The following is a 20,916-nucleotide window of genomic DNA, read 5'->3' as shown; positions in this document are numbered from 1 at the left end:
ACCATGAGCACACCGGAACGCAAGCTCACCGTCTATTACGACGGCGCCTGCCCGCGCTGCGTGCACGACCGTGAGCGCTACGAAGCGCTCGCCGGCACGGAGGCGGACACGGTGTGCTGGGTGGACATCACCGGCCGCGACGACGAGCTGCGTGCCCGCGGCATCGACCCGCAGCATGCCCTGCGCGAGCTGCATGTCGCCGACGGCGAGGGGCGGGTACGGCGCGAGCTCGACGCCTACATCCTGCTGATGTCGCGCGTGCCGCGGCTGCGAGCGCTTGCCTGGCTGATCGGCCTGCCCGGCGTCCGCCCGCTGCTTTCCGCGCTCTATCGCGCCAGCGTGCTGCGCCGCCTGCGTGCGAGCGGCCGCATGCCGGCCGATGCGGGCGCGGGGGTGCCGCCACAGCGCGGGGCCCCGCATGGCGACAGGTCCGCGCCGCCCGATCGATAGCGGACACCGGATGGACGGGCGATCGCGCAGGAGACTCCCATGACAAGCGCCTCGGGCGTGGTGCTGCTCGCCTGTGTCGGACTGGTCGGATGTGCGACCCTGGATGCCGGACCGCCCGACACCGCCTACCAGGCGACGCTGGGCGAGGTTGCCGTAGTCGCGACCGAACAGTCGCCGACGCTGGGCTTCCACGGCTTTGCCCATGGCAAGGGGGAAGGTGCGCTCACCGGCGCGGGGGGCACGTTTGCCGCCTGCCTGTCGGGCGGGGGCGGTGGCTGCAGCGGCGCGGCCTGCGGTGCGGCCTTGCTGGTGATACTCGGCCTCTGCGGCGTGGCCGGCCTGGTGGGCGGCATTGCCGGCGCGGCCGAGGCGCCTGACGCGAGCGTGGCAGCGGCGAGTGAGGCGCACCTCGCGCAGGCGGTGGAGATACGGACCGTGCAGGCCGCCCTCCGCGACCAGGTCTCCGCTGCCGCCCTGCTGCGCGGCGCCCGTCTTCGCGATGTGCCCCCCGCGTTGGCGCAGGAGGCCGCGGCCACCGGGGACTACCGTTCGTTCGCCGCGTTCGGCGTCGACTCGGTGGTCGAGACCGGCCTCGTCGAGGCGGGTACGCGCGGCAGCGGGATCAACGCGCCCGTCGGCGTCCACCTGCGCGCACGCGTGCGGGTGCTGGCCACCGCGGACGATGGCGAACGCCTCGTGGCCGACTACCTGTACCAGGGCCGCCACCGCACGCTCGCGGAATGGGCCGCCGACGACGGCCGCCCCTTGAAGACGGAACTCGAGGCCGGCTACCGCGCGCTCGGCGAACACATCTACGAGCAGGTCTTCGAACTCCTCCCGCTGCCCGACCGTCGCGCCCATTCCGCCGGTGGCGCGCTGTCGACCGCCTTCGGGCTCGCGCCCATCTCGCCTCCGACGCGCGGCCAGCTCAGCGGCGAGTCCGTCCTCGGTGACATCCTCGAATGGACTGCCGTCGATACCCTGCGCCCGACACTGCGCTGGCAAGCCTTTCCGCGCGCGAGCGATGTCGCCCTCGCACCGGCGGAAATGGCACGCGTGCGCGAGGTCAGCTACGACCTCGTCATCGCGCAGGAGATGCACCAGGCGCCGGAGCGGATCGTGTATCGCCGCCAGGGTCTGCCTGCACCCGAGCACCGGCTGGAAACCGCGCTGGAGCCGGGCACCCGCTATTTCTGGACCATCCGCAGCCGCTTCCGGCTGGACGGCCGTTCCCGCCTCACGGAGTGGGGCAGCACGCGCGCGCTCGACGGCGATTCGGTCGTCGCGCCCTCGGCCTTCGCCTACCGCTTTCGCACGACGAAAACCGCCTTTTGAAGCGCCCCGAGCAGGCGAAATTTTCCCAATGGCCCACCGCCAGGCGCTGCCATGACGGACTACGATGAAGCAGTCGCCATTGCCTCGAGAGGTCCGCCATGAGCAGCAAGCACCGCCACACCCTGGAAGCGATCTTCCGCGATCCCCCGGTTGGAAACCTGCAGTGGCGCGAGGTGGAGTCGCTGCTCCACCACCTTGGCGCGGTGGTCGAATCGGGCCACGGTGCGCGCTTTCGCATCGTCATCAACCGCCACGAGTTCTACCTCCACCACCCGCACCACAGCAACGAGTTCGGCAAGCAGGCGGTGAAGGCCTTGCGGGAGTTCCTCGCCAGCGCGGGCGTCACGCCCTCGCAGTACGAGGAGGGTGGACAATGAGCGGCCACCATGCGGCGTCGCGTTGCCGTTAGCCGAGTCGATCGACCTGCAATAGAACCCGATGCCAAGCGTCTGACCGTCTATACGACGGCGCCCGTCCGCGCCGAGTGCGCGACCGCCAGCAGCACGAGGCACTCGCCGGTAACGAGGCCGACACCGTGTGCCGGATCGACATCACCGGACGCGACGAGGAGTTGCAGGCGCAGGGCATCGACCCCGGCCTCGCCCTGCGCGAACTCCACGTCGCCGACGCCCAGGGGCGCATCCATCGCGAACTGGACGCCTACATCCTGCTGCTGTCGCATGTGCGCTTGCTGCGTCCGCTCGCCTGGCTGATCGGCCTGCCAGGCCTTCGCCGTCTGCTGTCGGCGCTTTATCGCGCCAGCGTGCTGCGCCGTCTGCGTGCGAGCGGGCGCGACTAGTCAGCATTTCCCGCCCGCCTTCGACTTATTTCCTTGCCCCGCCCGCCGCACGGTGACGCTTGTCGCATCTGTCGCAAGCGGGACGCGACGGCTGTCTCAGCACCAGCCGCCGCACTTCCAAGCCAGTGATGGTCCTGGTCATGACTGCAGCGCGCACTTCGATGCGCCCGGTCGCGGGCGATGGTGCTGATGCATGGGAGTCTCCTTTTCTTCTCGTGCAATTGGATGAGATCGGGGAGGCCGGCCCGGCATGGAACGCAAGCCGGGCACTGTTCCCCGAGGCTGCGTCATCGCACGTTCGATGCCATGCAGGCGGCCCCCAATGAATCAACACCTTAGCCTGCACGACCGCTCGCATCTCAGTCGCATCTGTTGCACCCCGCACGCGACAGGTGTCGCCCCCGCTGCGACAGTCGTCCGCCGCACGCAGCGCCCCAGGCGCCCCGCCGGAGCGTGCCCAGCTCATACCAAGTAGCTGTTTTTGTTGCTTCTTCCAGGAGCTGCAGAAACCTGCAGCCGCAGTGGCACCGAAGTTGCAATGCAAGCCCCAGACGCAGTGGCAAGGCGGGGCGAGCACGGACAGCACGGCCAACCCCGCTTCCCGACCACGGCGCGACCAGACCACCCAATCGACGAGGAGGCTTTGCAGCGATGGAAGCGACAAGCGAGCAACTGCTGTGGATGTACGAAAAGATGATCGAGATCCGGGAGTACGAGGAGACCATGGCCCGGGTCTACCTCGAGGCCAAGCTCCCGCCAAAGATCCAGAAGGGCCTGGCCTTCGACATCGGCGCCGGCCCGGTGCCCGGCGAGATGCACCTGGCCGCCGGCCAGGAACCGGTCGCGGTCGGCGTGTGCGCCCACCTGCGCCGCGACGACACCGTGGTCGGCGCCCACCGCCCGCACCACTTCGCCATCGCCAAGGACGTCGACCTGAACGCGATGACCGCCGAGATGTACGGCAAAGCCACCGGCCTGGGCCGCGGCAAGGGCGGCCACATGCACCTGTTCGACCCGGCGGTGAAGTTCTCCTGCAGCGGCATCGTCGGTGCCGGGGCGCCGCAGGCCTGCGGTGCCGCGCTGGCGGCGAAGAAGCTGGGCACCGATGCGGTGGCGATCGCCTTCTTCGGCGAGGGCGCCGCCAACCAGGGCGCCTTCCACGAGGCGCTCAACCTCGCCGCGCTGTGGAAGCTGCCGGTGGTGTTCGTGGTCGAGGACAACAAGTACGGCATCTCGGTCGAGAAGTCCGCGTCCACCGCGATCGCCTCCAACGCCGATCGTGCCGTGGCCTACGGCATTCCCGGCGTGCTGGTGGAGCGCAACGACGCGCTGGCGGTGTTCGAAGCCGCCGGCGAGGCGGTGGCGCGTGCCCGCCGCGGCGAGGGCCCGACCCTGATCGAGGTCAAGACCGACCGCTACTTCGGCCACTTCCAGGGCGACCCCGAGACCTACCGCCCCAAGGGCGAAGCCAAGGCGTTGCGCCAGCACGACCCCATCCCGGCGCTCGGCGCCACGCTGCGCGCGCGCGGCCTGCTCGACGACATGGCCGACGCCGCACTGCGCGAACGCGTGTCGGCGCGCGTGCAGGCCGCCTACGACTTCGGCCGCAACAGCCCCTACCCGGAACCGCAGGACGCGCTGCTGCACGTCTTCGCCGAATAAAGACCAGGAGACCGCAATGAGCACGACCACCACCACCCGCCGCCTCACCATGGCCCAGGCGATCTCGGAAGCGACCGCGCAGGAGATGGCGCGCGATCCACGTGTCTTCGTCATGGGCGAGGACGTCGGCAAGTACGGCGGCATCTTCAGCGCCACCACCGGGCTGCTCGAGCAGTTCGGCCCCGAGCGCGTGATGGACACGCCGATCTCGGAGACCGGCTTCATGGGCGCCGCGCTCGGCGCTGCCGCCGAAGGGCTGCGGCCGATCTCGGAGCTGATGTTCGTCGACTTCTTCGGCGTCTGCTTCGACCAGATCTACAACCACATCGCCAAGAACCACTACATGTCGGGGGGTGCCTGCAAGGTTCCGCTGGTGATCACGACCGGCATCGGCGGCGGCTACAACGACGCCGCCCAGCACTCGCAGTGCCTGTACTCGATCTTCGCCCACGTGCCCGGCCTCAAGGTGGTGGTGCCGTCCAACGCCTACGACGCCAAGGGCCTGATGACGTCCGCGATCCGCGACGACAACCCGGTGGTCTTCCTCTACCACAAGGGCATCATGGGCCTGTCCTGGATGTCCTACTTCGAGGGCAGCACCACCGAGGTCCCGGAAGCGCAATACACCATCCCCTTCGGCCAGGCGCGGGTGGTGCGCGAAGGCCGCGACCTCACCATCGTGACCCTGTCGCAGATGGTGCAGAAGTCGGTGCTCGCCGCCGACCAGCTCGCCGCCGAGGGCATCTCCGCCGAGGTGCTCGACCTGCGCACCCTGGTGCCGCTCGATCGCGCCGCGGTGCTGGCCTCTGTGGCGAAGACCGGCCGCCTGCTGGTCGCCGACGAGGATTACCTCAGCTACGGGCTGTCCGGCGAGATTGCCGCGCTGGTCGCCGAGAACCTCGACACCCTGCGTCTCAAGGCCCCCGTGCGCCGCCTCGCGGTGCCCGATGTGCCCATTCCCTTCAGCCGCCCGCTCGAGCAGTTCGCCATTCCGCAGGTGGACAACATCGTCGCCAGCGCGCGCGGCCTGATGAGCTTCAAGCTCGACTAATCAACCAGGAGACACAACATGACCGACATCATCCTCGACGACGCGGTGTGGGCCGACGTCGATGAAGGCACCGAAGCCCTGCTGCAGGAATGGCAGGTGAAGGAAGGCGATCAGGTGGAGGCCGGCCAGGTGCTGGCCGTGGCCGAACTGGTCAAGACCAGCCACGAGATCTTCGCCCCCTCGTCCGGCCGCATCGTCAAGCGCTGCGTGGCGGAACAGGACACCTTCGGCCGCGGCGCAGTACTCGCGCAGCTGGAGGCCTGAGCCATGGCAGCGAGCGCGGCGGCGAGCGCCGCCCCCTCCAGCACCGCCCCGGCCGAGCGCCGTGTGGTCGCGCTCAGCGGACTGCGCGGCGCGATCGCGCGCAACATGGCGCAGGGCTGGCAGGCGCCGCGGGTGGCACACTCGGTGGACGTCGACCTGACCCGCGTCGAAGCCCTGCGCGCCGAACGTGCCGCCGCCGGCGAGAAGCTCAGCGTGAACGCCTTCGTGATCCATGCGGTGGCGCGGGCGCTACGCAGCCATCCGCGGCTGAACGCACTGATGCGCGAGAAGGAAGTCGAGCTGATCGACGACATCAACATTGGTGTCGCGGTCGCGCTCGACGAGGGACTGATGGTGCCGGTGATCCGTCAGGCCGACACCAAGTCGGTGGCGATGCTGGCGGCGGAAACCCGCCAGCTGGCCGAGGGCGCGCGCGCCGGCGCGCTCACCGGCGGCGCCTACCAGCGCGGCACCTTCACCGTGACCAACCTCGGCAGCACCGTGGTCGATCGCTTCAGCCCGGTCATCAACCCGCCGCAGGTCGCCATCCTCGGCGTCGGGCGAACCCGCCAGCAGGCGACGGTGAGGGATGGCGCGATCCTTGCCGCCCCGCTCGCCAACCTGACCCTGGTGTTCGACCACCGCGCGGTGGATGGCTACCCGGCGGCGCTCTTCCTCGGCGAGATCGTGCGCCGGCTGGAACAGGCGGAGTTCGACTGATGCCGGCCGCCGCCCTCGCCCCCACTGCCGTCGCCTGCCCCGCGCGCGGGGCGGCGCCCACCGGCACCGCGTTGACCGTCGCCCGCGCCAGCGCCGAGCAGGCCTGGAACAGCCGCCAGCTTGCAGCGCCGATCAACGTTCCACGCGTGCGGGTGTGGACCTACCCCGCGCCCGGCGTGGTGTTCGGCTGCGCCCAGGCGGCGCTGCTCAGCGAGGCGGCACGGGCGGCGCGCACCCACTGCGAACTGGTGCAGCGCCGCGCCGGCGGCGGCGCCGTGCTGACCGGACCGTGGATGCTGTCGTCCTCGGTGGTGCTGCCGCCGGACCACCGCCTGCTTGCCGGCGGCACGGTGGCGAGCTACCGCTGGCTCGGCGTGCTGCACGCCGGCCTGCTGCGCGACCTCGGCATCCCTGCCCACGCGCTGGCGCCCGAGCAGCTCAAGGCACGCCCGGCCGACCCGGCACTGGCCTGGGCCTGCTTCGGCGGCCTGTCGCCGTGGGAGGTGATCGCCGACGGCCGCAAGCTGGTCGGCCTCGCCCAGTTGCGCGGCCGCCATGGCGTGCTGCTGACCACCGGCACCCTGCTGTGGCGGCCGGACTGGACGCTGCTGTGCCGCGCGCTGGACCGTCCGGAGACGGACGTGACCCGGCTCGATGCCGCGACCACGTCCTGCGCCGAACTGCTCGGCGCCCGCATCCACATCGAAACGCTCGCCGAGGGCCTGCGGCAGATGCTCGCCGACGTGCTCGGCGACTGCGCGGAGGGCGCCGCCGCCTGAGGCGACCCTGCCGCACCCACGTCCACACAGAAAGGCCATCCCGGCCGCCAGAAGATTACGGAGACAAGCATGAGCACCGAATACACCGCCACCCCGATGCGCATCGTCGACAAGCGCATCACCCTTTCACGCCGCGGCTTCCTCAAGGGCGGCGGCATGGCCGCGCTGGGCGTCGGCACGCTGTCGGCGACGACGCTGATGACGCCGGCGCGCGAGGCGCTGGCACAGGAGTTCAAGGTGCTGGGCGCCGCCACCGGCAACACCCTGCTGGTGCTGGCGCGCGACATCTTTCCGCACGACCGCATCTCGGACCGCTACTACCTGCAGGCGCTCGAGCCGCTGGAAGCGCAGGCCGCCGCCGACGACAAGCTGAAGTCACTGTTGAGCGAGGGCGTGGCCGCGCTCGATCGCCTGGCCAAGCTGCGCTTCAGGAAGGCCTACGCCGCGCTCGACAAGGAAAGCGAGCGCGTGAGCCTGCTCTATGTGATCGAGCACGGCGCCTTCTTCCAGAAGGTGAAGGGACACCTGGTCACCGGTTTCTACGACAACAAGGCGGTGTGGCCGCTGTTCGGCTACGAGGGCTCGTCGTGGGAGAAGGGCGGCTACCTCAACCGCGGCTTCGACGACATCGACTGGCTCGAGCAGGCCTGAACCGCCCCCCGATCAAGACGACATAACGGAGACAAACCATGAGCGCTAAATTCTCGCTGGACGACGACAGCGTGGTGGTCATCGTCGGCTCGGGCGCCGGCGGCGGCACGCTGGCGGACGAACTAACCCGACGCGGGGTGAACGTCGTCATCCTCGAAGCCGGCAAGCATTACACCCAGGCCGATTTCGAAAATGACGAGTGGGCGATGTTCCACAAGATCTCGTGGCTGGACAAGCGCATTTCGGCCGGTGGCTGGCATCACACCGAGACCTATCCCAACCTGCCGGCGTGGATCGTGAAGGGCGTGGGCGGCTCGACCATGCACTTCTCCGGCCTGGCGCTGCGCTTCCTGCCGCACGACTTCCGCACCAAGAGCACCTATGGCACGGTCGATGGCGCCAACGTGCTCGACTGGCCGATCAGCTACGAGGAGCTGGCACCCTACTACGACATCGCCGAACGCAAGATGGGGGTGGCCGGCACCAAGGCCAGTGGCCTGCCCGAGATGCCGCCCAACAACCACTACAAGGTCATCGCCGCGGGCGCGAAGAAGGTCGGCTACACCGACATCAGTCGCCCGGTCGCGTCCAACACCCGGCCCAATGACGGCCGCCCGGCCTGCCAGCAGATCGGCTTCTGCATGCAGGGCTGCAAGATCGGCGCCAAGTGGTCGACGCTGTATTCGGAGATCCCGCGCGCGCTCGACACCGGCCGCGCCGAGCTGCGCCCGCAGAGCATGGTGCTGAAGATCGAGCACGACAGGTCGGGCAAGGCCAGCGGCGTGCTCTACGCGGACAAGGATGGCCGCCAGCACCTGCAGAAGGCACGCGTGGTGTGCGTCGCCGGCAACTCGATCGAGTCGCCGCGGCTGCTGCTCAATTCCGCCTCCAGCCTGTTCCCGAATGGCCTGGCGAACTCCTCCGGCCAGGTCGGCAAGAACTACATGAACCACACCACCGCGGCCGCGGTGGCGATCCACAAGGGGCCGGTCTACATGTATCGCGGCTTCGACATCGCCGCGGTGATCTCGGACGAGGCGCAGCTCAATCCCGACCGCGGTTTCCTCGGCGGCTACCACCTCGAGGGTCTGGCCCTGCACCTGCCCTTCACCGCGGCCTTCATGAAGCCGGGCGGCTGGGGACGCGAAGTGAGCTCGGCGCTCGAGCAGTACGACCACATGAGCTGCGTGTGGGTATGCGGCGAGGACATGCCGCAGGAAGAGAACGGCATCACGCTGCACCCGACCGAGAAGGACCAGTACGGCCTGCCGATCCCGATCGTGACCAAGACCGACCACACCAACGACGCCGCGATGCGCCGCCACGGCCTGGCGCAGTGGCGGAAGGTGTCGGAAGCGGTAGGCGCCACGCGGGTGATCGACATGCCGCCCTACCCCGCCAGCCACAACATGGGCACCAACCGCATGAGCGCCAATGCACGCGACGGGGTGGTGAACAAGTGGGGCCAGACGCACGACATCGGCAACCTGTTCATCTCCGACGGCAGCCAATTCACCTCGAGCTCGGCCGCCAATCCCACCCTGACCATCGTCGCCCTCGCCGTACGCCAGGCCGAATACATCGCCGGCGCGATGCAGCGGCGCGAACTCTGAGCCACACCGTGCAGTTGCGGATCCACACCGCGGACTGCACCTCCCACCACAAGAAACGGAGACACCCATGAAGCAGAAGAACCGCATCCGCCGCATCCTGTCGGCCGCCACGATCACAGCCGGCCTCGCCACCAGCCTGGCGGCAACCAGCCTCCCCGCACAGGCGGAGCCGATTCCGGGCATGCGCGGCATCCAGCACATCGGCATCACCGTGCCGAACATGAATGAGGCCGTCGCCTTCTTCCGCGACGTCCTCGGCTGCGAGCCGTCATTCACCTTCGGCACCTTCAAGTTCGAGGACGACTGGATGGAGCGCCACCTCGACGTACACCCGCGCGCGACGATCAGCGACTTCCAGATGGTCCGCTGCGGCAACGGCACCAACCTCGAGGTCTTCGAGTACACCGCACCCGACCAGAACCGCCGCGGGCCCCGCAACAGCGACATCGGCGGCCACCATCTCGCCTTCTATGTGGACAACATGGACGCCGCGGTGAGCTACCTCAAGGCCAAGGGCGTGCGCGTGCTCGACACGCCCAGCACCTTCACCGAGGGCCCTGCGGCGGGGCTGACCTGGGTCTATTTCCTCGCTCCCTGGGGGCTGCAGCTCGAGCTCGTCAGCGCACCGAATGGCATGGCCCACGAGAAAGCCCTGCAGCGCAAGCTGTGGGACCCGCGCTTCCCCGCCAGCTGAGCTCCTGCCCGCACGCGCATGCCCCCGGGGACGCCGCGCGGCCTACCCGGGGGCATCGGTTTCCCATGCCTGACTCCTCCAGGCGCTTTGCGGGGCGCGCCGTCAAGGCCGCCCCGTCCTTTCTTGTTGAGCCGCCGGGACGGGAGGAGTAACTTGCAAGGTCACACAGAGACCGATCCATGGTCCGCACCGGGCGCCAAGGTGAAACGGCCCGGAAGAGGAGACAAGATGCTGGCCCAATCCCAAAGGGAGCACATCGATCATGTGCTTGCCGTCTCGAAGACCGGCGCGCCCCCATCCGATCGCATCGGCCGTTCGTGGGTACGCTGTATCCGCGACTACGGGCTCGACCCTTGCCGTCCGACGCGGGCCCACATCGTCGAACATGCGCGCCTGCGCGAACACCAGGACCACATCGAGGAATTCCTCGGCGTCGCCCGCACCGGCATGGAGCAGTTGTACAAGCGCATGGCCGGCATCGGCTACGTCCTGTTGCTGACCGACGCGCACGGGATCGCGGTGGACTTCATCGGCAACGACGCCTGGGCGCGCGAGCTGAAGCAGGCCGGGCTCTACCTTGGCGCCGACTGGAGCGAGGCGCGCGCCGGAACCTGTGCGGTGGGCACCTGCATCGTCGAGAAGGCGCCGATCACCGTTCATCACGCCGACCACTTCGACGCCACCCACATCGCGCTGACCTGCAACGCCGCACCCTTGTTCGACCCCACCGGGGGCTTTCTCGGCGTGCTCGACGTCTCCGCACTGACGTCGCCTTCGCCGCGCGACGGCCAGCATCTGGCGCTGCAGATGACCACGATGTTTGCGCAGATGGTGGAGGACGCCAACTTCCTGCGCTATTTCCGCGATCGCTGGGTGCTGCGCCTGGGCTCGGCGTGGTCGATGGTGGATGTATCGGCAGAGATCATGCTCGCCTTCGATGCCGACGGGGTCATCGTCGGCACCAACAGCGGAGCGCGGAGATCATTGCGACCATTGCACGGCGGCGGTAACGACGCCCTGGTCGGCCGCCCCCTGGGCGAGATCTTCCGTGAAGGCATGGATTCGATCTGGCGCATCGCCCGGGCAGGCTTCGCCGCCGACCGCACAGCGCTGTCGACCGGCAGCGGCGAGGTCTACTACGGCACTGTCGTGCAGCCTCGGGTCGCACCGCGCGCAGCGCGACCGAGCGTAACCGAGACCGCCGTGCGCGCACCGGCGCTCGAGCGCCTGGCTGGCGATGATCCGCAGATGCAGCGCCTGATCGCGCAAGCCTCCAGGCTGGTCAACCGCCCGGTGAACATCCTCGTCCACGGCGAGACCGGCACCGGCAAGGAGGTGCTGGCCAAGGCCCTGCACGAATCCAGCGATCGGGCCGCGAAGCCCTTCGTTGCCGTCAATTGCGCGGCCATTCCCGAGTCCCTGATCGAGAGCGAGCTGTTCGGCTATACCGCCGGAACCTTCACCGGCGGGCGCAGCAAGGGCATGCGCGGTCTCATCCAGCAGGCAGACGGTGGCACCCTGCTGCTCGACGAGATCGGCGACATGCCGCTGCACCTGCAGACCCGGCTGCTGCGGGTCCTGGCCGAGCGCGAGATCCTGCCGCTCGGCGCCGAAAAGCCGATCCCCGTGAACCTGACCGTGGTCGCCGCCTCCCATCGCGACTTGCGCAAGCTGATTGCCGAGGGCAGCTTTCGCGAGGATCTCTACTACCGCCTGTGCGGCGCCATCCTTTACCTGCCGCCACTGCGCGAGCGCCGCGACCTCGACTACCTGATCGACCGCTTGCTGGCGGCGGAGGGGGGTGAATTGGGCACCAGCGCAAGCCTCGGACCGATTGCGCGCGCCGCCCTGCTCGAATACAGCTGGCCAGGCAACGTCCGCCAGTTGCGCAACGTGTTGCGGTTTGCGCTCGCGGTCTGCGACGGCGGCACGATCACCACCGACGACCTGCCCGCCGAGCTCATGTCCGCGAGTCACCATGACACCCCGTCACTCGAGACGACGCAGCCGCCGCGCGGCGAAGCCGCCGAACTGGAGGCCGCCCTGCGCCGCCATCGCTGGAACGTCACCGCCGCCGCCGCGGAACTCGGCATCGTGCGCGCGACGGTCTATCGGCAGATGAAGCGCTTCGGGATCGTGCCACCGAACCAGCTCTAGCCGATCCTGGTCGGGCGCGCATCAGGCGGCCGCCAAGGCGCGCAAGGGAAGCGCCGGGAAGCCGGCCTCGGCCTCTGCGCTCAGCGCGGCCTGGGCTGCCGCGGAGATCCGCACCGCCCCCCGACTGAACCCCGCCCGCCCTCGGCGCATCGCGCCAGAACTCGAGGCGCTCGCTCGTTTCGAGTGCCCGGGAGAAGCGGTGGGAGGACTGAAGCTCGATATTGAAGGCGGCAATCTTCACGGACGGACCTGTGCGCTGCGTGGGGACGGGTGCTTAACGGCATCTGGATCAAGGCCTTGAGCTCGCGACCCCGGATCAGTGACGCGCCCACCCCACAGTCGGTCCGAGCCAGGCGGCCATGCGCCGCGGGTCACCCCGTTGGCGATCGCGACCCAGAGCGCCGCTCCGCGCTCGCACCCAAGCCGTCACGCCGAATCAGCCCAGTGAGAACGGGCGACTGAACTATAAAAGGACTCATGATCGTTCTCCGTACGTGAGCCCCTTTTCAGCGCCCCCCAAGGACAGGGACCGAACTCGGACATCTGTACTTCTTATTGCACGCCCTGTTGTGAGGTCCGAACCGGCACCAATGAAAACGCGCGCGGCTCAGGACCCTAAATCGATTTTTTTCATCGATGAATTCCATGACAAATGTCAAATGCTGCACCGCAAGGTCTCCGTATGGTGAGGACTCGCCACTCGACGTGTTCCGCCCCGCCGGCGCATGATGACAGGAGCACCCGCATGAAGCCGATGATCACCATCGACGGCAACGAGGCCGCCGCCTCAGTTGCCTTCCGCGCATCCGAAGTGATCGCGATCTACCCGATCACGCCCTCGTCCAACATGGGCGAGCTCGCCGACGAATGGGCCGCCCACGGCAAGGCCAACATCTGGGGCAGCGTGCCGCGGGTGGTGGAGATGCAGTCCGAAGGCGGCGCTGCCGGCGCGGTCCACGGTGCACTGCAGGCAGGCGCCCTGGCGACCACCTTCACCGCGTCGCAGGGCCTGCTGCTGATGATCCCGAACATGTACAAGATCGCCGGCGAACTCACGCCCACGGTCTTCCATGTCGCGGCGCGCGCGCTCGCCACCCATGCGCTGTCGATCTTCGGCGACCACTCCGACGTGATGTCCACCCGCGCCACCGGCTTCGCGCTGCTCGCGTCCAACTCGGTGCAGGAGGCGCACGACTTCGCCGCCATCGCCACCGCGGCCACGCTCGCCGGGCGGGTGCCGGTGCTGCACTTCTTCGACGGCTTCCGCACCTCGCACGAGGTGTCGAAGATCGACTTCATCCCCGACGAGGTCCTGCACGCGCTGCTGCCGGACGCGCGCATCGCCGCCCAGCGCGCACGCGCGCTGTCGCCCGAGCACCCGGTGATCCGCGGCACCTCGCAGAACCCGGACGTGTTCTTCCAGGCGCGCGAGGCGCAGAACCCCTGGTTCGACGCCTTCCCCGCCGTGGTGCAGCAGGCGATGGACGAATTCGCCGCGCTCACCGGCCGCCGCTACACGCTGTTCGACTACGTCGGCGCACCGGATGCCGAGCGCGTGATCGTGATCATGGGTTCGGGCGCGGACACGGTGGAAGAGACCGTCGCCCACCTCAACGCCCGCGGCGACAAGGTCGGCGTGCTCAAAGTGCGCCTGTTCCGCCCCTTCGCGCCCGCCGCCCTGCTCGCGGCCTTGCCGCAGAGCGTGCGCAGCCTGGCCGTGCTCGACCGCTGCAAGGAACCCGGCGCCGACGGCGAGCCGCTGTTCAAGGACGTGATGGTGGCGCTGGCCGAGGACCAGGCGGGCGCGGCGCCGCGCTTTGCCGCGATGCCGAAGGTGATCGGCGGCCGCTACGGCCTGGGCTCCAAGGAATTCAACCCGGCCATGGTGTGCGCGATCTTTGCCGAGCTGCAGCAGGCCGCGCCGCGCCGCCGGTTCACCATCGGCATCGAGGACGACGTCACCGGCCTGTCCCTGCCCTGGGACCGCGCCTTCCGCACCGACGCCACCGCCAGCGCCTTCGCCGCGGTGTTCTACGGCCTGGGTTCGGACGGCACGGTGTCGGCCAACAAGAACTCGATCAAGATCATCGGCGACGAGACCGCGCTCTTCGCCCAGGGCTATTTCGTCTACGACTCGAAGAAATCCGGCGCGATGACGGTGTCGCACCTGCGCTTCGGCCCGCAGCCGATCCGCTCCGCCTACCTCACCGGCGCGGGCGATGCGAAGTTCGTCGCCTGCCACCAGCCGCTGTTCATCGCGCAGCACGACCTGCTCGCCCACGCCGCGCCGGGCGCGGTGTTCCTGCTCAACGCCAGCGAGCCCGCCGACAAGGTATGGGCCGCGCTGCCGCCGACCATGCAGCGCACCATGGTGGAGAAGAAGATCAGCTTCTGGGTCATCGATGCCTACCAGGTCGCGCTGGAGGCCGGCATGGGGCGGCGCATCAACACCGTGATGCAGACCTGCTTCTTCGCCATCTCCGGCATCCTGCCGCAGGACCAGGCGATCGCCGCAATCAAGCGCGCGGTCGAGAAGACCTACGGCCGCAAGGGCCGCCGCATCGCCGAGCAGAACTACCGCGCCATCGACGCCACCGTGGCCGCGCTGCAGCGGGTGGCGGTGCCCGAAACGCTGGCCGCGCTCGATGCCGTGACAGGCGAAGCGCCGATCACGGCCGCCGGCCTCGATGCCTTCACCCGCCGCGTCACCATCCCGCTGATCCAGGGCAAGGGCGACGCGCTGCCGGTGTCGCTGCTGCCGGTCGACGGCACCTGGCCGACCGGCACCGCCCGCCACGAGAAGCGCAACCTCGCGCTCGAGATCCCGGTGTGGGACGAGAAGCTGTGCACCCAGTGCGGCAAGTGCGTGTTCGTGTGCCCGCACTCGGCGATCCGCGCCAAGGTCTTCCCGGCCGAGCGCGTCGCCGACGCACCTGCCGCGTTCAAGCACGTCCCGGCGCGCAGCAAGGACTACGCGGCGGGCACCCACATGAGCTACCAGGTGGCGCCCGAGGATTGCACCGGGTGCACGCTGTGCGTGGACGTGTGCCCGATCCGCGACAAGTCGAACGTGTCGCACAAGGCGCTCAACATGGCGCCGCAGCCGCCGCTGCGCGCGCAGGAGGCCGAGAACTGGGACTATTTCCTGCGCCTGCCCGACCTCGCCCGCCGCGACGCCAAGCGCAGCACCATCCCCGGCTCGATGCTGCTGCAGCCGCTGTTCGAGTTCTCCGGCGCCTGCGTGGGCTGCGGCGAGACGCCCTACATCCGCCTCGCCACCCAGCTCTTCGGCGACCGCATGATGGTGGCCAACGCCACCGGCTGCTCGTCTATCTACGGCGGCAACCTGCCGACCACGCCCTACACCACCGACGCCGACGGCCGCGGCCCGGCGTGGAACAACTCGCTGTTCGAGGACAACGCCGAGTTCGGCCTCGGCATGCGCCTGGCCACCGACCAGCTCGCCGCCGCCGCGCGCACGCAGTTGCAGGCGCTGGCGGCGACGCAGGGCGAGGCGCTCGGCAATGAACTCGTCGCCGCGCTGCTCGACGCCGACCAGCATTCGGAGGCCGGCATCCACGAGCAACGCGAACGCGTGGCGCTGCTCAAGCAGAAGCTCGCGACTATCGACACCCCGGCCGCGCGCCAGCTCGCCGCGCTCTCGGAATACCTGATCCGGCGCAGCGTGTGGATCATCGGCGGCGACGGCTGGGCCTACGACATCGGCTTCGGCGGCCTCGACCACGTGCTGGCCTCGGGCGAGGACGTGAACATCCTGGTGCTCGACACCGAGGTCTATTCCAACACCGGCGGGCAGAACTCCAAGGCCACGCCGATGGGCGCGGTGGCCAAGTTCGCCGCCGGCGGCAAGCCCGCGCACAAGAAGGACCTCGCAAAGATAGCGATGGACTACGAGAACGTCTTCGTCGCCAAGGTGGCCTACGGCGCCAAGGACGTGCATACGCTGAAGGCCTTCCTCGACGCCGAGGGCTACCCGGGGGTGTCGATCATCATCGCCTACAGCCCCTGCATCGCCCACGGCGTGGACATGTCCTTCAACCTGCACCAGCAGGATCTGGCGGTGAAGTCCGGCCACTGGCCGCTGCTGCGCTACGACCCACGCCTGCGCGCGCAGGGCCGCAACCCGCTGTCGGTGGATAGCGCTGCGCCGAGCGTGCCCTACCGCGATTTCGCCCGCAACGAGGCGCGCTTCACCGTGCTCGAGCGCCAGAACCCGGAGGCCTCCGAGCGCTTCCTCGACGAGGCCGAACGCCACGCCCGCCACCGCCACCACGAGTACGTGGAGCTGGCCGCGCTGCCCGGGGTGGACGAGACTGAGCCCAAGGACGCTGCCACCGACGGCGCCGCACAGGACGCCGCCCCCGCCGCCCGCACCGGAGACACCCAGAATGGCTGACCCGAACGCCCCCGACCTGCGCACCACCTACCTCGGCCTGGCGCTGAAGAATCCGATCGTGCCCTCGTCCACCCCGCTCAGCCGCAGCCTCGACCCGGTGCTGCACCTGGAGGATGCCGGCGCGGCGGCGATCGTCATGCACTCGCTGTTCGAGGAGGACGTCGTCAACGACGAACGCATGCTGGACCGCTTCCTGATCCACCCCGACACCTTCGGCGAGGCCGCCGGCCACCTGCCCGCCGACGCCGGCTACCGGAGCAGGCTCGACACCTACCTCGAACAGATCGAGCGCCTGAAGGTGCGGCTGTCCATCCCGGTCATCGCCAGCCTCAACGGCTCATCGCTGTCGGGCTGGGTCGAGCTCGGCCGCGAGATGCAGGCGGCCGGGGCCGACGCGCTCGAGCTCAACGCCTGGTACATGGCGGGCGACCCCAGCTTCTGCGGCGACGAGCTGGAGGAGCGCTACCTCGCGCTGCTGCGCGAACTGAAGACGGTGGTGAGCATCCCGGTGACGATGAAGCTGTCGCCCTTCTTCTCCGCGCTGCCCAACTTCGTCGCCCGCATCGAGCGCGCCGGCGGCGCCGGCGTGTCGCTGTTCAACCGTTTCTTCCAGCCCGACATCGATCTCGACACCCTGTCGGTGGTCGATCGCGTGCAGCTGTCCTCGTCCGCCGACGGCCTGCTGACCATGCGCTGGATCGCGCTGCTGCACGGCCACACCGGGCTGAGCCTGGCTGCGACCGGCGGCGTGCATCGGGCGGAGGACGCGCTGAAGATGCTGCTCGCCGGCGCCGACGTGGTGCACATGGCGAGCGCCCTGCTGAAGAACGGCCCGCAGGCCATCACCGAGGTGCTGGCGGGCATGACGCGCTGGATGAGCGAGCGCGAGTACGAATCGGTCGCGCAGTTGAAGGGCTCGATGAGCCAGCGCAATCTCGCCGACCCGGGGGCCTTCGCCCGCGCGGCCTACCTCAACGCGATCGACTCCTTCTCGCCGCCGCCAGGGGTGCGCTACTGAGGGCGGCCGACGCGCGGAGCCGACGCCCCGGCGCGCCGGGCGGCAGCGGGCCGGAACGGGTGGCAGGCCGGCGCTCCGGCTACCGTCGCTGCATCAGGCGAGCGTCTCGGCCAGTTCGGCGATGGCCCCGTCCTTGCCCTCGTCGTTGCCGTCCTGCGCCCACTCGGGATGGGCGCGCGCACGAACCAGCGCGGCGGGCAAGGTCCCGCTGCGCCACTGCCGGGTCGCGGGATCGGTCGCCTCCGCCACCGGCAGGCGAGTGCCCGACTCCCCCGCGTTTCGCGCACCGCCCCTGCCGAGCTCGATCGGCGTCAGCGCCGCATGGCCGCGGCCTTCCAGCGCCGCCAGCAGCTCGCGCTGGCGCAGCGCGACGATGCGCAGGATGGCGTCATCCACGCTGAGCTCGCGGTGCCCGCGCAGCCTGGCAGCGATGCGCTCGCCGTAGTGGCCGAAGGTCTGCCACAGGCCGCCGGCGAGAGCGCCGAGCGCGGCCGCGGCGCCCAGCGTGAGGCCGCCGACCATCAGATCCACACCCAGCCCGGCCGCCGCGCCCGCCGCGGCGCCGGTGCCCAGGCGCACCCCCATCTGGCGCAGGGTCTCGGCGTTGAAGAGGTCGTCGTCCCAGCGCCCTTCGGTCAGCGGCAGCGCATCCATGCGCGCATCGTCGGGACGGAAGCGGTACAGGCGCAGCAGCGCATCGACGCAGGCCTGCTCGCGGCGGCGCACGTCCTCGCGCAGGCGGGCGACGGCGGCCTGCAGCAGCGCTTCGGCATCGCTCTCGGACGCCTCCTCGATGCGGTCGCGGCGGGCCGCGAGTTCGACCAGCAGCTCGGCGACCAGGCGGCGCGCCGCCTCGCGGCGGGCATCGGCCTCGCGCGCGCGCGCGTCGATCAGCGCCTGCAGGCGGGCGCGGTGGGCGTGGATGAGCGTGGCCAGGGTGTCGAACAGTTCGCGCTCGCCATCCAGCGGCGGCGCCACCGTGTCGAAGCTCACCACCGCGTGCAGACCGAGGCGGGCAAGCGCGGCGCGCCAGTCATCCACCCGGGCCGTGGGCGCGGCGACGAAGTTGAGCACCGGCAGCAGCGGCCGCGCGCAGGCGGCGAGCAGTTCGAGCTCGTCGCGGTGCTTGGGCAGCACCGGGTCGCGCGCATCGACCACGTACAGCGCCGCATCGCTCGCCTGCATCTGGCGCAGCACCTTGGCCTCCTGCTCGAAGCGGCCGGCGGCCTCGTCGCGGGCGAGGAAGCGCGCCACCCGCTCCGGGCCGTCGATACGCTCGCCGGGCGCCACCAGGCCGTCGATGAACTCGAGCAGCGCGATCGCGTCCTCCATGCCCGGAGTGTCGAACAGCTCTACCGCCGCCACGCCGTCGGCCATCAGCCGCAGGCCCTCGACGTGTCGGGTGGTGCCGGCCGAATCCGACACCTCGCCGAAGCCGACGTCGCGCGCCAGCGTGCGCAGCAGGGAGGTCTTGCCGGTGTTGGTGTGGCCGACCACGGCCACGCGCAGGATGTCGCTCATCGCGCTTCGTCTCCGTGTTCCAGCCAGGCCCGTGCGGCGGCGGCATCGACGAACACGGCCGCGCCGGGCGCGCCGGCGTTCGCCCCGCCCTGGCCCGCCGTGCCCGTTTCACCGAGACCGATGCCGGCCAGGCCCTCGCGCCACTGGCGCAGGCGCCCGGACGGTGCCGCGCCTCCGCCATCAGCCGCGCCCCGCTGCTCGCCAATGCCCGCGCCGGCGTTCCGAGCGGCCATGGGGGAGGCCCCAAGCCCGGCCAGCCAGACACGGATCGACTGCGCGTGATCGGCCAGCTCGGCGATCAGGCCCAGGCTGCCGCGGTCGGGGGTCTGGCGGGCGTCGACCGCCACCAGCAGACGCGCCGGCGGATGGGCGGCGAAGCGTTCGCGCGCGGCGCGACGCTGCTCGCGGCCGTCGAGGCGGCCACCGTCGGTCCATACGGAATCCGCTCCGGACGCGGGCGTGGCGAGGACGTCCGGCCATGACAGATCGTCGCCGAGTTCGAGCGCCACCGCGACCGCGCCACCATCGCCGGTGGCGACCGCGGCGTGGCGCAGCGGCCGCGGCATCGCCGCCGGCGCGGGGTCGCGCACGCCGATGCGTTCGCTGTCCGGCATCAGCAGCGGGCGCAGGCGGGCGTAGCCCGGACGCGACAGGTCGAGCGCCAGTCGGCGCGTGCCGCGCCGCCACATCAGCGCGCACAGCACGACGAGCACGAGGCGCGGCAGCACGCCGTAGACCACGAGCGCCCCCACCAGCCACCCCGCCCAGGCGCGCCGGCCGGCCTCGTCCACCATCGGTGCGTCGCCGCTCGCCACCACCGTGGCCGCGTCCGGCACCGGAAAACCGAGCGAGGCGGGCAGCGCGCCGAGCGCCGCGCTCAGGCCGACGAAGCTTTGCGCCGGCAGGATGGTGGTCTCCCACACGAAGCCGTAGCGCCGGGTGGCGAGCAGCGCGAGCACGCCGAGCGTGGCACCGAGCAGCGCCGCGAACCACAGCGCGTGGTTGGCCGCGCCCACGCCCCAGGCCGCGAGCCGCCCGCGCCCGAGCAGGCCGCCGAGCGCCAGCGGCAGATCGGCCGCCGCCTTGCTGCGATCCAGGAACCCGGTCAGCGCCAGCCAGGCGCGGCCGAGCACGCCACCGTGCTGGAAGCCGCCACGCGCGCCACCCTGCAGCGCCAGACTCAGCAGCCACAGCAGCAGGCTCAGCAGATGCACGCCGAGCAGCCCGCCCAGCGTCCACACCACGTTCACCGGCCGCGCGCCGTCGCCGAGCACGCCGGCCGCCGCGCCGAAACCGAGCACCAGCGCCAGCAGCGCCGCGGCGACCAGCAGCACGCGCGCGCGCGCCTGCCAGCGCAGGATCGCGTCGCGCCAGCCCATGCCCCCGGCGAGCGCGTCCGCGCGGTGCAGCAGCCGGCCCTCGAAGTCGGGCGCCGCCGCGCGCGCGGCAGCATGCACGCGCTCGTCGTCGAGCGCCGCATGACGCTCCTCGTGGCGACGCACCACTTCGGCGAGCCAGCGGGACTGGAGGGGGGGCAGACGCGTGTGCTGATGCGAGCTCAAATCGGCAGGGGCGCTCAAGGCGTGTCGTTCATGCGGTATCCGAGGACCACATGGTAACGCGCACCGCGCTCATCATCGCCGACTCGATCCGCATGCCGGGGTGCCGACAGCAGCACGAGCACACGCCGGTCAGGCGCCTCCCGGGAGGCGCATGTCATGCCCAGGACATTGCGATGCGAGAAATCGGTCACGGAAACGGTGGCAAACACAGGGGAGCAGACCA

At 70.2% G+C, this 20,916-nt stretch carries 17 protein-coding genes; 15 read left to right on the top strand and 2 right to left on the bottom strand.

Annotated elements, in window-relative coordinates:
- Positions 1 to 3 precede the first annotated feature (3 nt).
- From CKCBHOJB_RS01730 to CKCBHOJB_RS01660, 15 genes are all read left to right on the top strand, one after another.
- Positions 4 to 450: a DUF393 domain-containing protein gene (locus CKCBHOJB_RS01730; protein ID WP_281050314.1), complete on the top strand. Its 447-nt coding sequence runs from the start codon at positions 4 to 6 to the stop codon at positions 448 to 450.
- 39 nt (positions 451 to 489) lie between these two features.
- Complete coding sequence (locus tag CKCBHOJB_RS01725; RefSeq protein WP_281050313.1) at positions 490 to 1,785, top strand: hypothetical protein; 1,296 nt, start codon at positions 490 to 492, stop codon at positions 1,783 to 1,785.
- A gap of 98 nt (positions 1,786 to 1,883) precedes the next feature.
- The gene (locus CKCBHOJB_RS01720; RefSeq protein ID WP_281050312.1) at positions 1,884 to 2,162 is read left to right on the top strand and encodes a type II toxin-antitoxin system HicA family toxin; all 279 of its coding nucleotides are present in this window, start codon (positions 1,884 to 1,886) and stop codon (positions 2,160 to 2,162) included.
- Between the two features lie 107 nt (positions 2,163 to 2,269).
- Positions 2,270 to 2,584 carry a DCC1-like thiol-disulfide oxidoreductase family protein gene (locus tag CKCBHOJB_RS01715; protein WP_281050311.1) on the top strand — a complete coding sequence of 105 codons (315 nt, stop codon included), beginning with the start codon at positions 2,270 to 2,272 and terminating at the stop codon, positions 2,582 to 2,584.
- A gap of 651 nt (positions 2,585 to 3,235) precedes the next feature.
- Positions 3,236 to 4,246, top strand: a complete 1,011-nt coding sequence (locus CKCBHOJB_RS01710) for a thiamine pyrophosphate-dependent dehydrogenase E1 component subunit alpha (protein ID WP_281050310.1) — start codon at positions 3,236 to 3,238, stop codon at positions 4,244 to 4,246.
- A gap of 16 nt (positions 4,247 to 4,262) precedes the next feature.
- A complete protein-coding gene (locus tag CKCBHOJB_RS01705; protein ID WP_281050309.1) occupies positions 4,263 to 5,297 on the top strand; it encodes an alpha-ketoacid dehydrogenase subunit beta in 1,035 nt (344 codons plus the stop codon).
- A gap of 18 nt (positions 5,298 to 5,315) precedes the next feature.
- Entirely contained in the window at positions 5,316 to 5,561 is a 246-nt protein-coding gene (locus CKCBHOJB_RS01700) for a lipoyl domain-containing protein (RefSeq protein ID WP_281050308.1), read from the top strand.
- A 3-nt stretch (positions 5,562 to 5,564) separates the two neighbouring features.
- Positions 5,565 to 6,281, top strand: coding sequence for a 2-oxo acid dehydrogenase subunit E2 (locus CKCBHOJB_RS01695; RefSeq protein ID WP_281050307.1), 717 nt, complete (start codon positions 5,565 to 5,567; stop codon positions 6,279 to 6,281).
- Positions 6,281 to 7,060, top strand: a complete 780-nt coding sequence (locus CKCBHOJB_RS01690; RefSeq protein ID WP_281050306.1) for a lipoate--protein ligase — start codon at positions 6,281 to 6,283, stop codon at positions 7,058 to 7,060. The genes CKCBHOJB_RS01695 and CKCBHOJB_RS01690 overlap by 1 nt, the downstream gene beginning before the upstream one ends.
- A 69-nt stretch (positions 7,061 to 7,129) precedes the next feature.
- Positions 7,130 to 7,711, top strand: a complete 582-nt coding sequence (locus CKCBHOJB_RS01685; RefSeq protein ID WP_281050305.1) for a twin-arginine translocation signal domain-containing protein — start codon at positions 7,130 to 7,132, stop codon at positions 7,709 to 7,711.
- A 38-nt stretch (positions 7,712 to 7,749) separates the two neighbouring features.
- Positions 7,750 to 9,324, top strand: coding sequence for a GMC family oxidoreductase (locus CKCBHOJB_RS01680; RefSeq protein ID WP_281050304.1), 1,575 nt, complete (start codon positions 7,750 to 7,752; stop codon positions 9,322 to 9,324).
- A 67-nt stretch (positions 9,325 to 9,391) separates the two neighbouring features.
- Entirely contained in the window at positions 9,392 to 10,018 is a 627-nt protein-coding gene (locus tag CKCBHOJB_RS01675) for a VOC family protein (protein WP_281050303.1), read from the top strand.
- Between the two features lie 126 nt (positions 10,019 to 10,144).
- A complete protein-coding gene (locus tag CKCBHOJB_RS01670; protein WP_281050302.1) occupies positions 10,145 to 12,175 on the top strand; it encodes a sigma-54-dependent Fis family transcriptional regulator in 2,031 nt (676 codons plus the stop codon).
- 745 nt (positions 12,176 to 12,920) lie between these two features.
- Positions 12,921 to 16,592, top strand: coding sequence for a pyruvate:ferredoxin (flavodoxin) oxidoreductase (nifJ, locus tag CKCBHOJB_RS01665; protein WP_281050301.1), 3,672 nt, complete (start codon positions 12,921 to 12,923; stop codon positions 16,590 to 16,592).
- Positions 16,585 to 17,610: a dihydroorotate dehydrogenase-like protein gene (locus CKCBHOJB_RS01660; RefSeq protein ID WP_281050300.1), complete on the top strand. Its 1,026-nt coding sequence runs from the start codon at positions 16,585 to 16,587 to the stop codon at positions 17,608 to 17,610. The genes nifJ and CKCBHOJB_RS01660 overlap by 8 nt, the downstream gene beginning before the upstream one ends.
- A gap of 93 nt (positions 17,611 to 17,703) precedes the next feature.
- On the opposite strand, the gene CKCBHOJB_RS01655 is transcribed toward CKCBHOJB_RS01660, so the two are convergent.
- Positions 17,704 to 19,131: a GTPase/DUF3482 domain-containing protein gene (locus tag CKCBHOJB_RS01655; protein WP_281050299.1), complete on the bottom strand. Its 1,428-nt coding sequence runs from the start codon at positions 19,129 to 19,131 to the stop codon at positions 17,704 to 17,706.
- On the bottom strand, positions 19,128 to 20,693 hold the full coding sequence (locus CKCBHOJB_RS01650) for a DUF2868 domain-containing protein (protein WP_281050298.1): 1,566 nt from the start codon (positions 20,691 to 20,693) through the stop codon (positions 19,128 to 19,130). The genes CKCBHOJB_RS01655 and CKCBHOJB_RS01650 overlap by 4 nt, the downstream gene beginning before the upstream one ends.
- Between the last annotated feature and the right edge of the window lie 223 nt (positions 20,694 to 20,916).

The sequence above is a fragment of the Thauera sp. GDN1 genome, assembly GCF_029223545.1.
In the GTDB taxonomy this organism is placed as follows: domain Bacteria; phylum Pseudomonadota; class Gammaproteobacteria; order Burkholderiales; family Rhodocyclaceae; genus Thauera.
This window is presented reverse-complemented; position numbering and strand designations above follow the sequence as displayed.

What these genes read in the sequence shown, in the direction of transcription:
- CKCBHOJB_RS01730 (WP_281050314.1), top strand. Translation starts at nt 4, where the DNA reads ATGAGCACACCGGAACGCAAGCTCACCGTCTATTACGACGGCGCCTGC.
- CKCBHOJB_RS01725 (WP_281050313.1), top strand. Translation starts at nt 490, where the DNA reads ATGACAAGCGCCTCGGGCGTGGTGCTGCTCGCCTGTGTCGGACTGGTC.
- CKCBHOJB_RS01720 (WP_281050312.1), top strand. Translation starts at nt 1,884, where the DNA reads ATGAGCAGCAAGCACCGCCACACCCTGGAAGCGATCTTCCGCGATCCC.
- CKCBHOJB_RS01710 (WP_281050310.1), top strand. Translation starts at nt 3,236, where the DNA reads ATGGAAGCGACAAGCGAGCAACTGCTGTGGATGTACGAAAAGATGATC.
- CKCBHOJB_RS01705 (WP_281050309.1), top strand. Translation starts at nt 4,263, where the DNA reads ATGAGCACGACCACCACCACCCGCCGCCTCACCATGGCCCAGGCGATC.
- CKCBHOJB_RS01700 (WP_281050308.1), top strand. Translation starts at nt 5,316, where the DNA reads ATGACCGACATCATCCTCGACGACGCGGTGTGGGCCGACGTCGATGAA.
- CKCBHOJB_RS01695 (WP_281050307.1), top strand. Translation starts at nt 5,565, where the DNA reads ATGGCAGCGAGCGCGGCGGCGAGCGCCGCCCCCTCCAGCACCGCCCCG.
- CKCBHOJB_RS01690 (WP_281050306.1), top strand. Translation starts at nt 6,281, where the DNA reads ATGCCGGCCGCCGCCCTCGCCCCCACTGCCGTCGCCTGCCCCGCGCGC.
- CKCBHOJB_RS01685 (WP_281050305.1), top strand. Translation starts at nt 7,130, where the DNA reads ATGAGCACCGAATACACCGCCACCCCGATGCGCATCGTCGACAAGCGC.
- CKCBHOJB_RS01680 (WP_281050304.1), top strand. Translation starts at nt 7,750, where the DNA reads ATGAGCGCTAAATTCTCGCTGGACGACGACAGCGTGGTGGTCATCGTC.
- CKCBHOJB_RS01675 (WP_281050303.1), top strand. Translation starts at nt 9,392, where the DNA reads ATGAAGCAGAAGAACCGCATCCGCCGCATCCTGTCGGCCGCCACGATC.
- nifJ (WP_281050301.1), top strand. Translation starts at nt 12,921, where the DNA reads ATGAAGCCGATGATCACCATCGACGGCAACGAGGCCGCCGCCTCAGTT.
- CKCBHOJB_RS01660 (WP_281050300.1), top strand. Translation starts at nt 16,585, where the DNA reads ATGGCTGACCCGAACGCCCCCGACCTGCGCACCACCTACCTCGGCCTG.
- CKCBHOJB_RS01655 (WP_281050299.1), bottom strand. Translation starts at nt 19,131, where the DNA reads ATGAGCGACATCCTGCGCGTGGCCGTGGTCGGCCACACCAACACCGGC.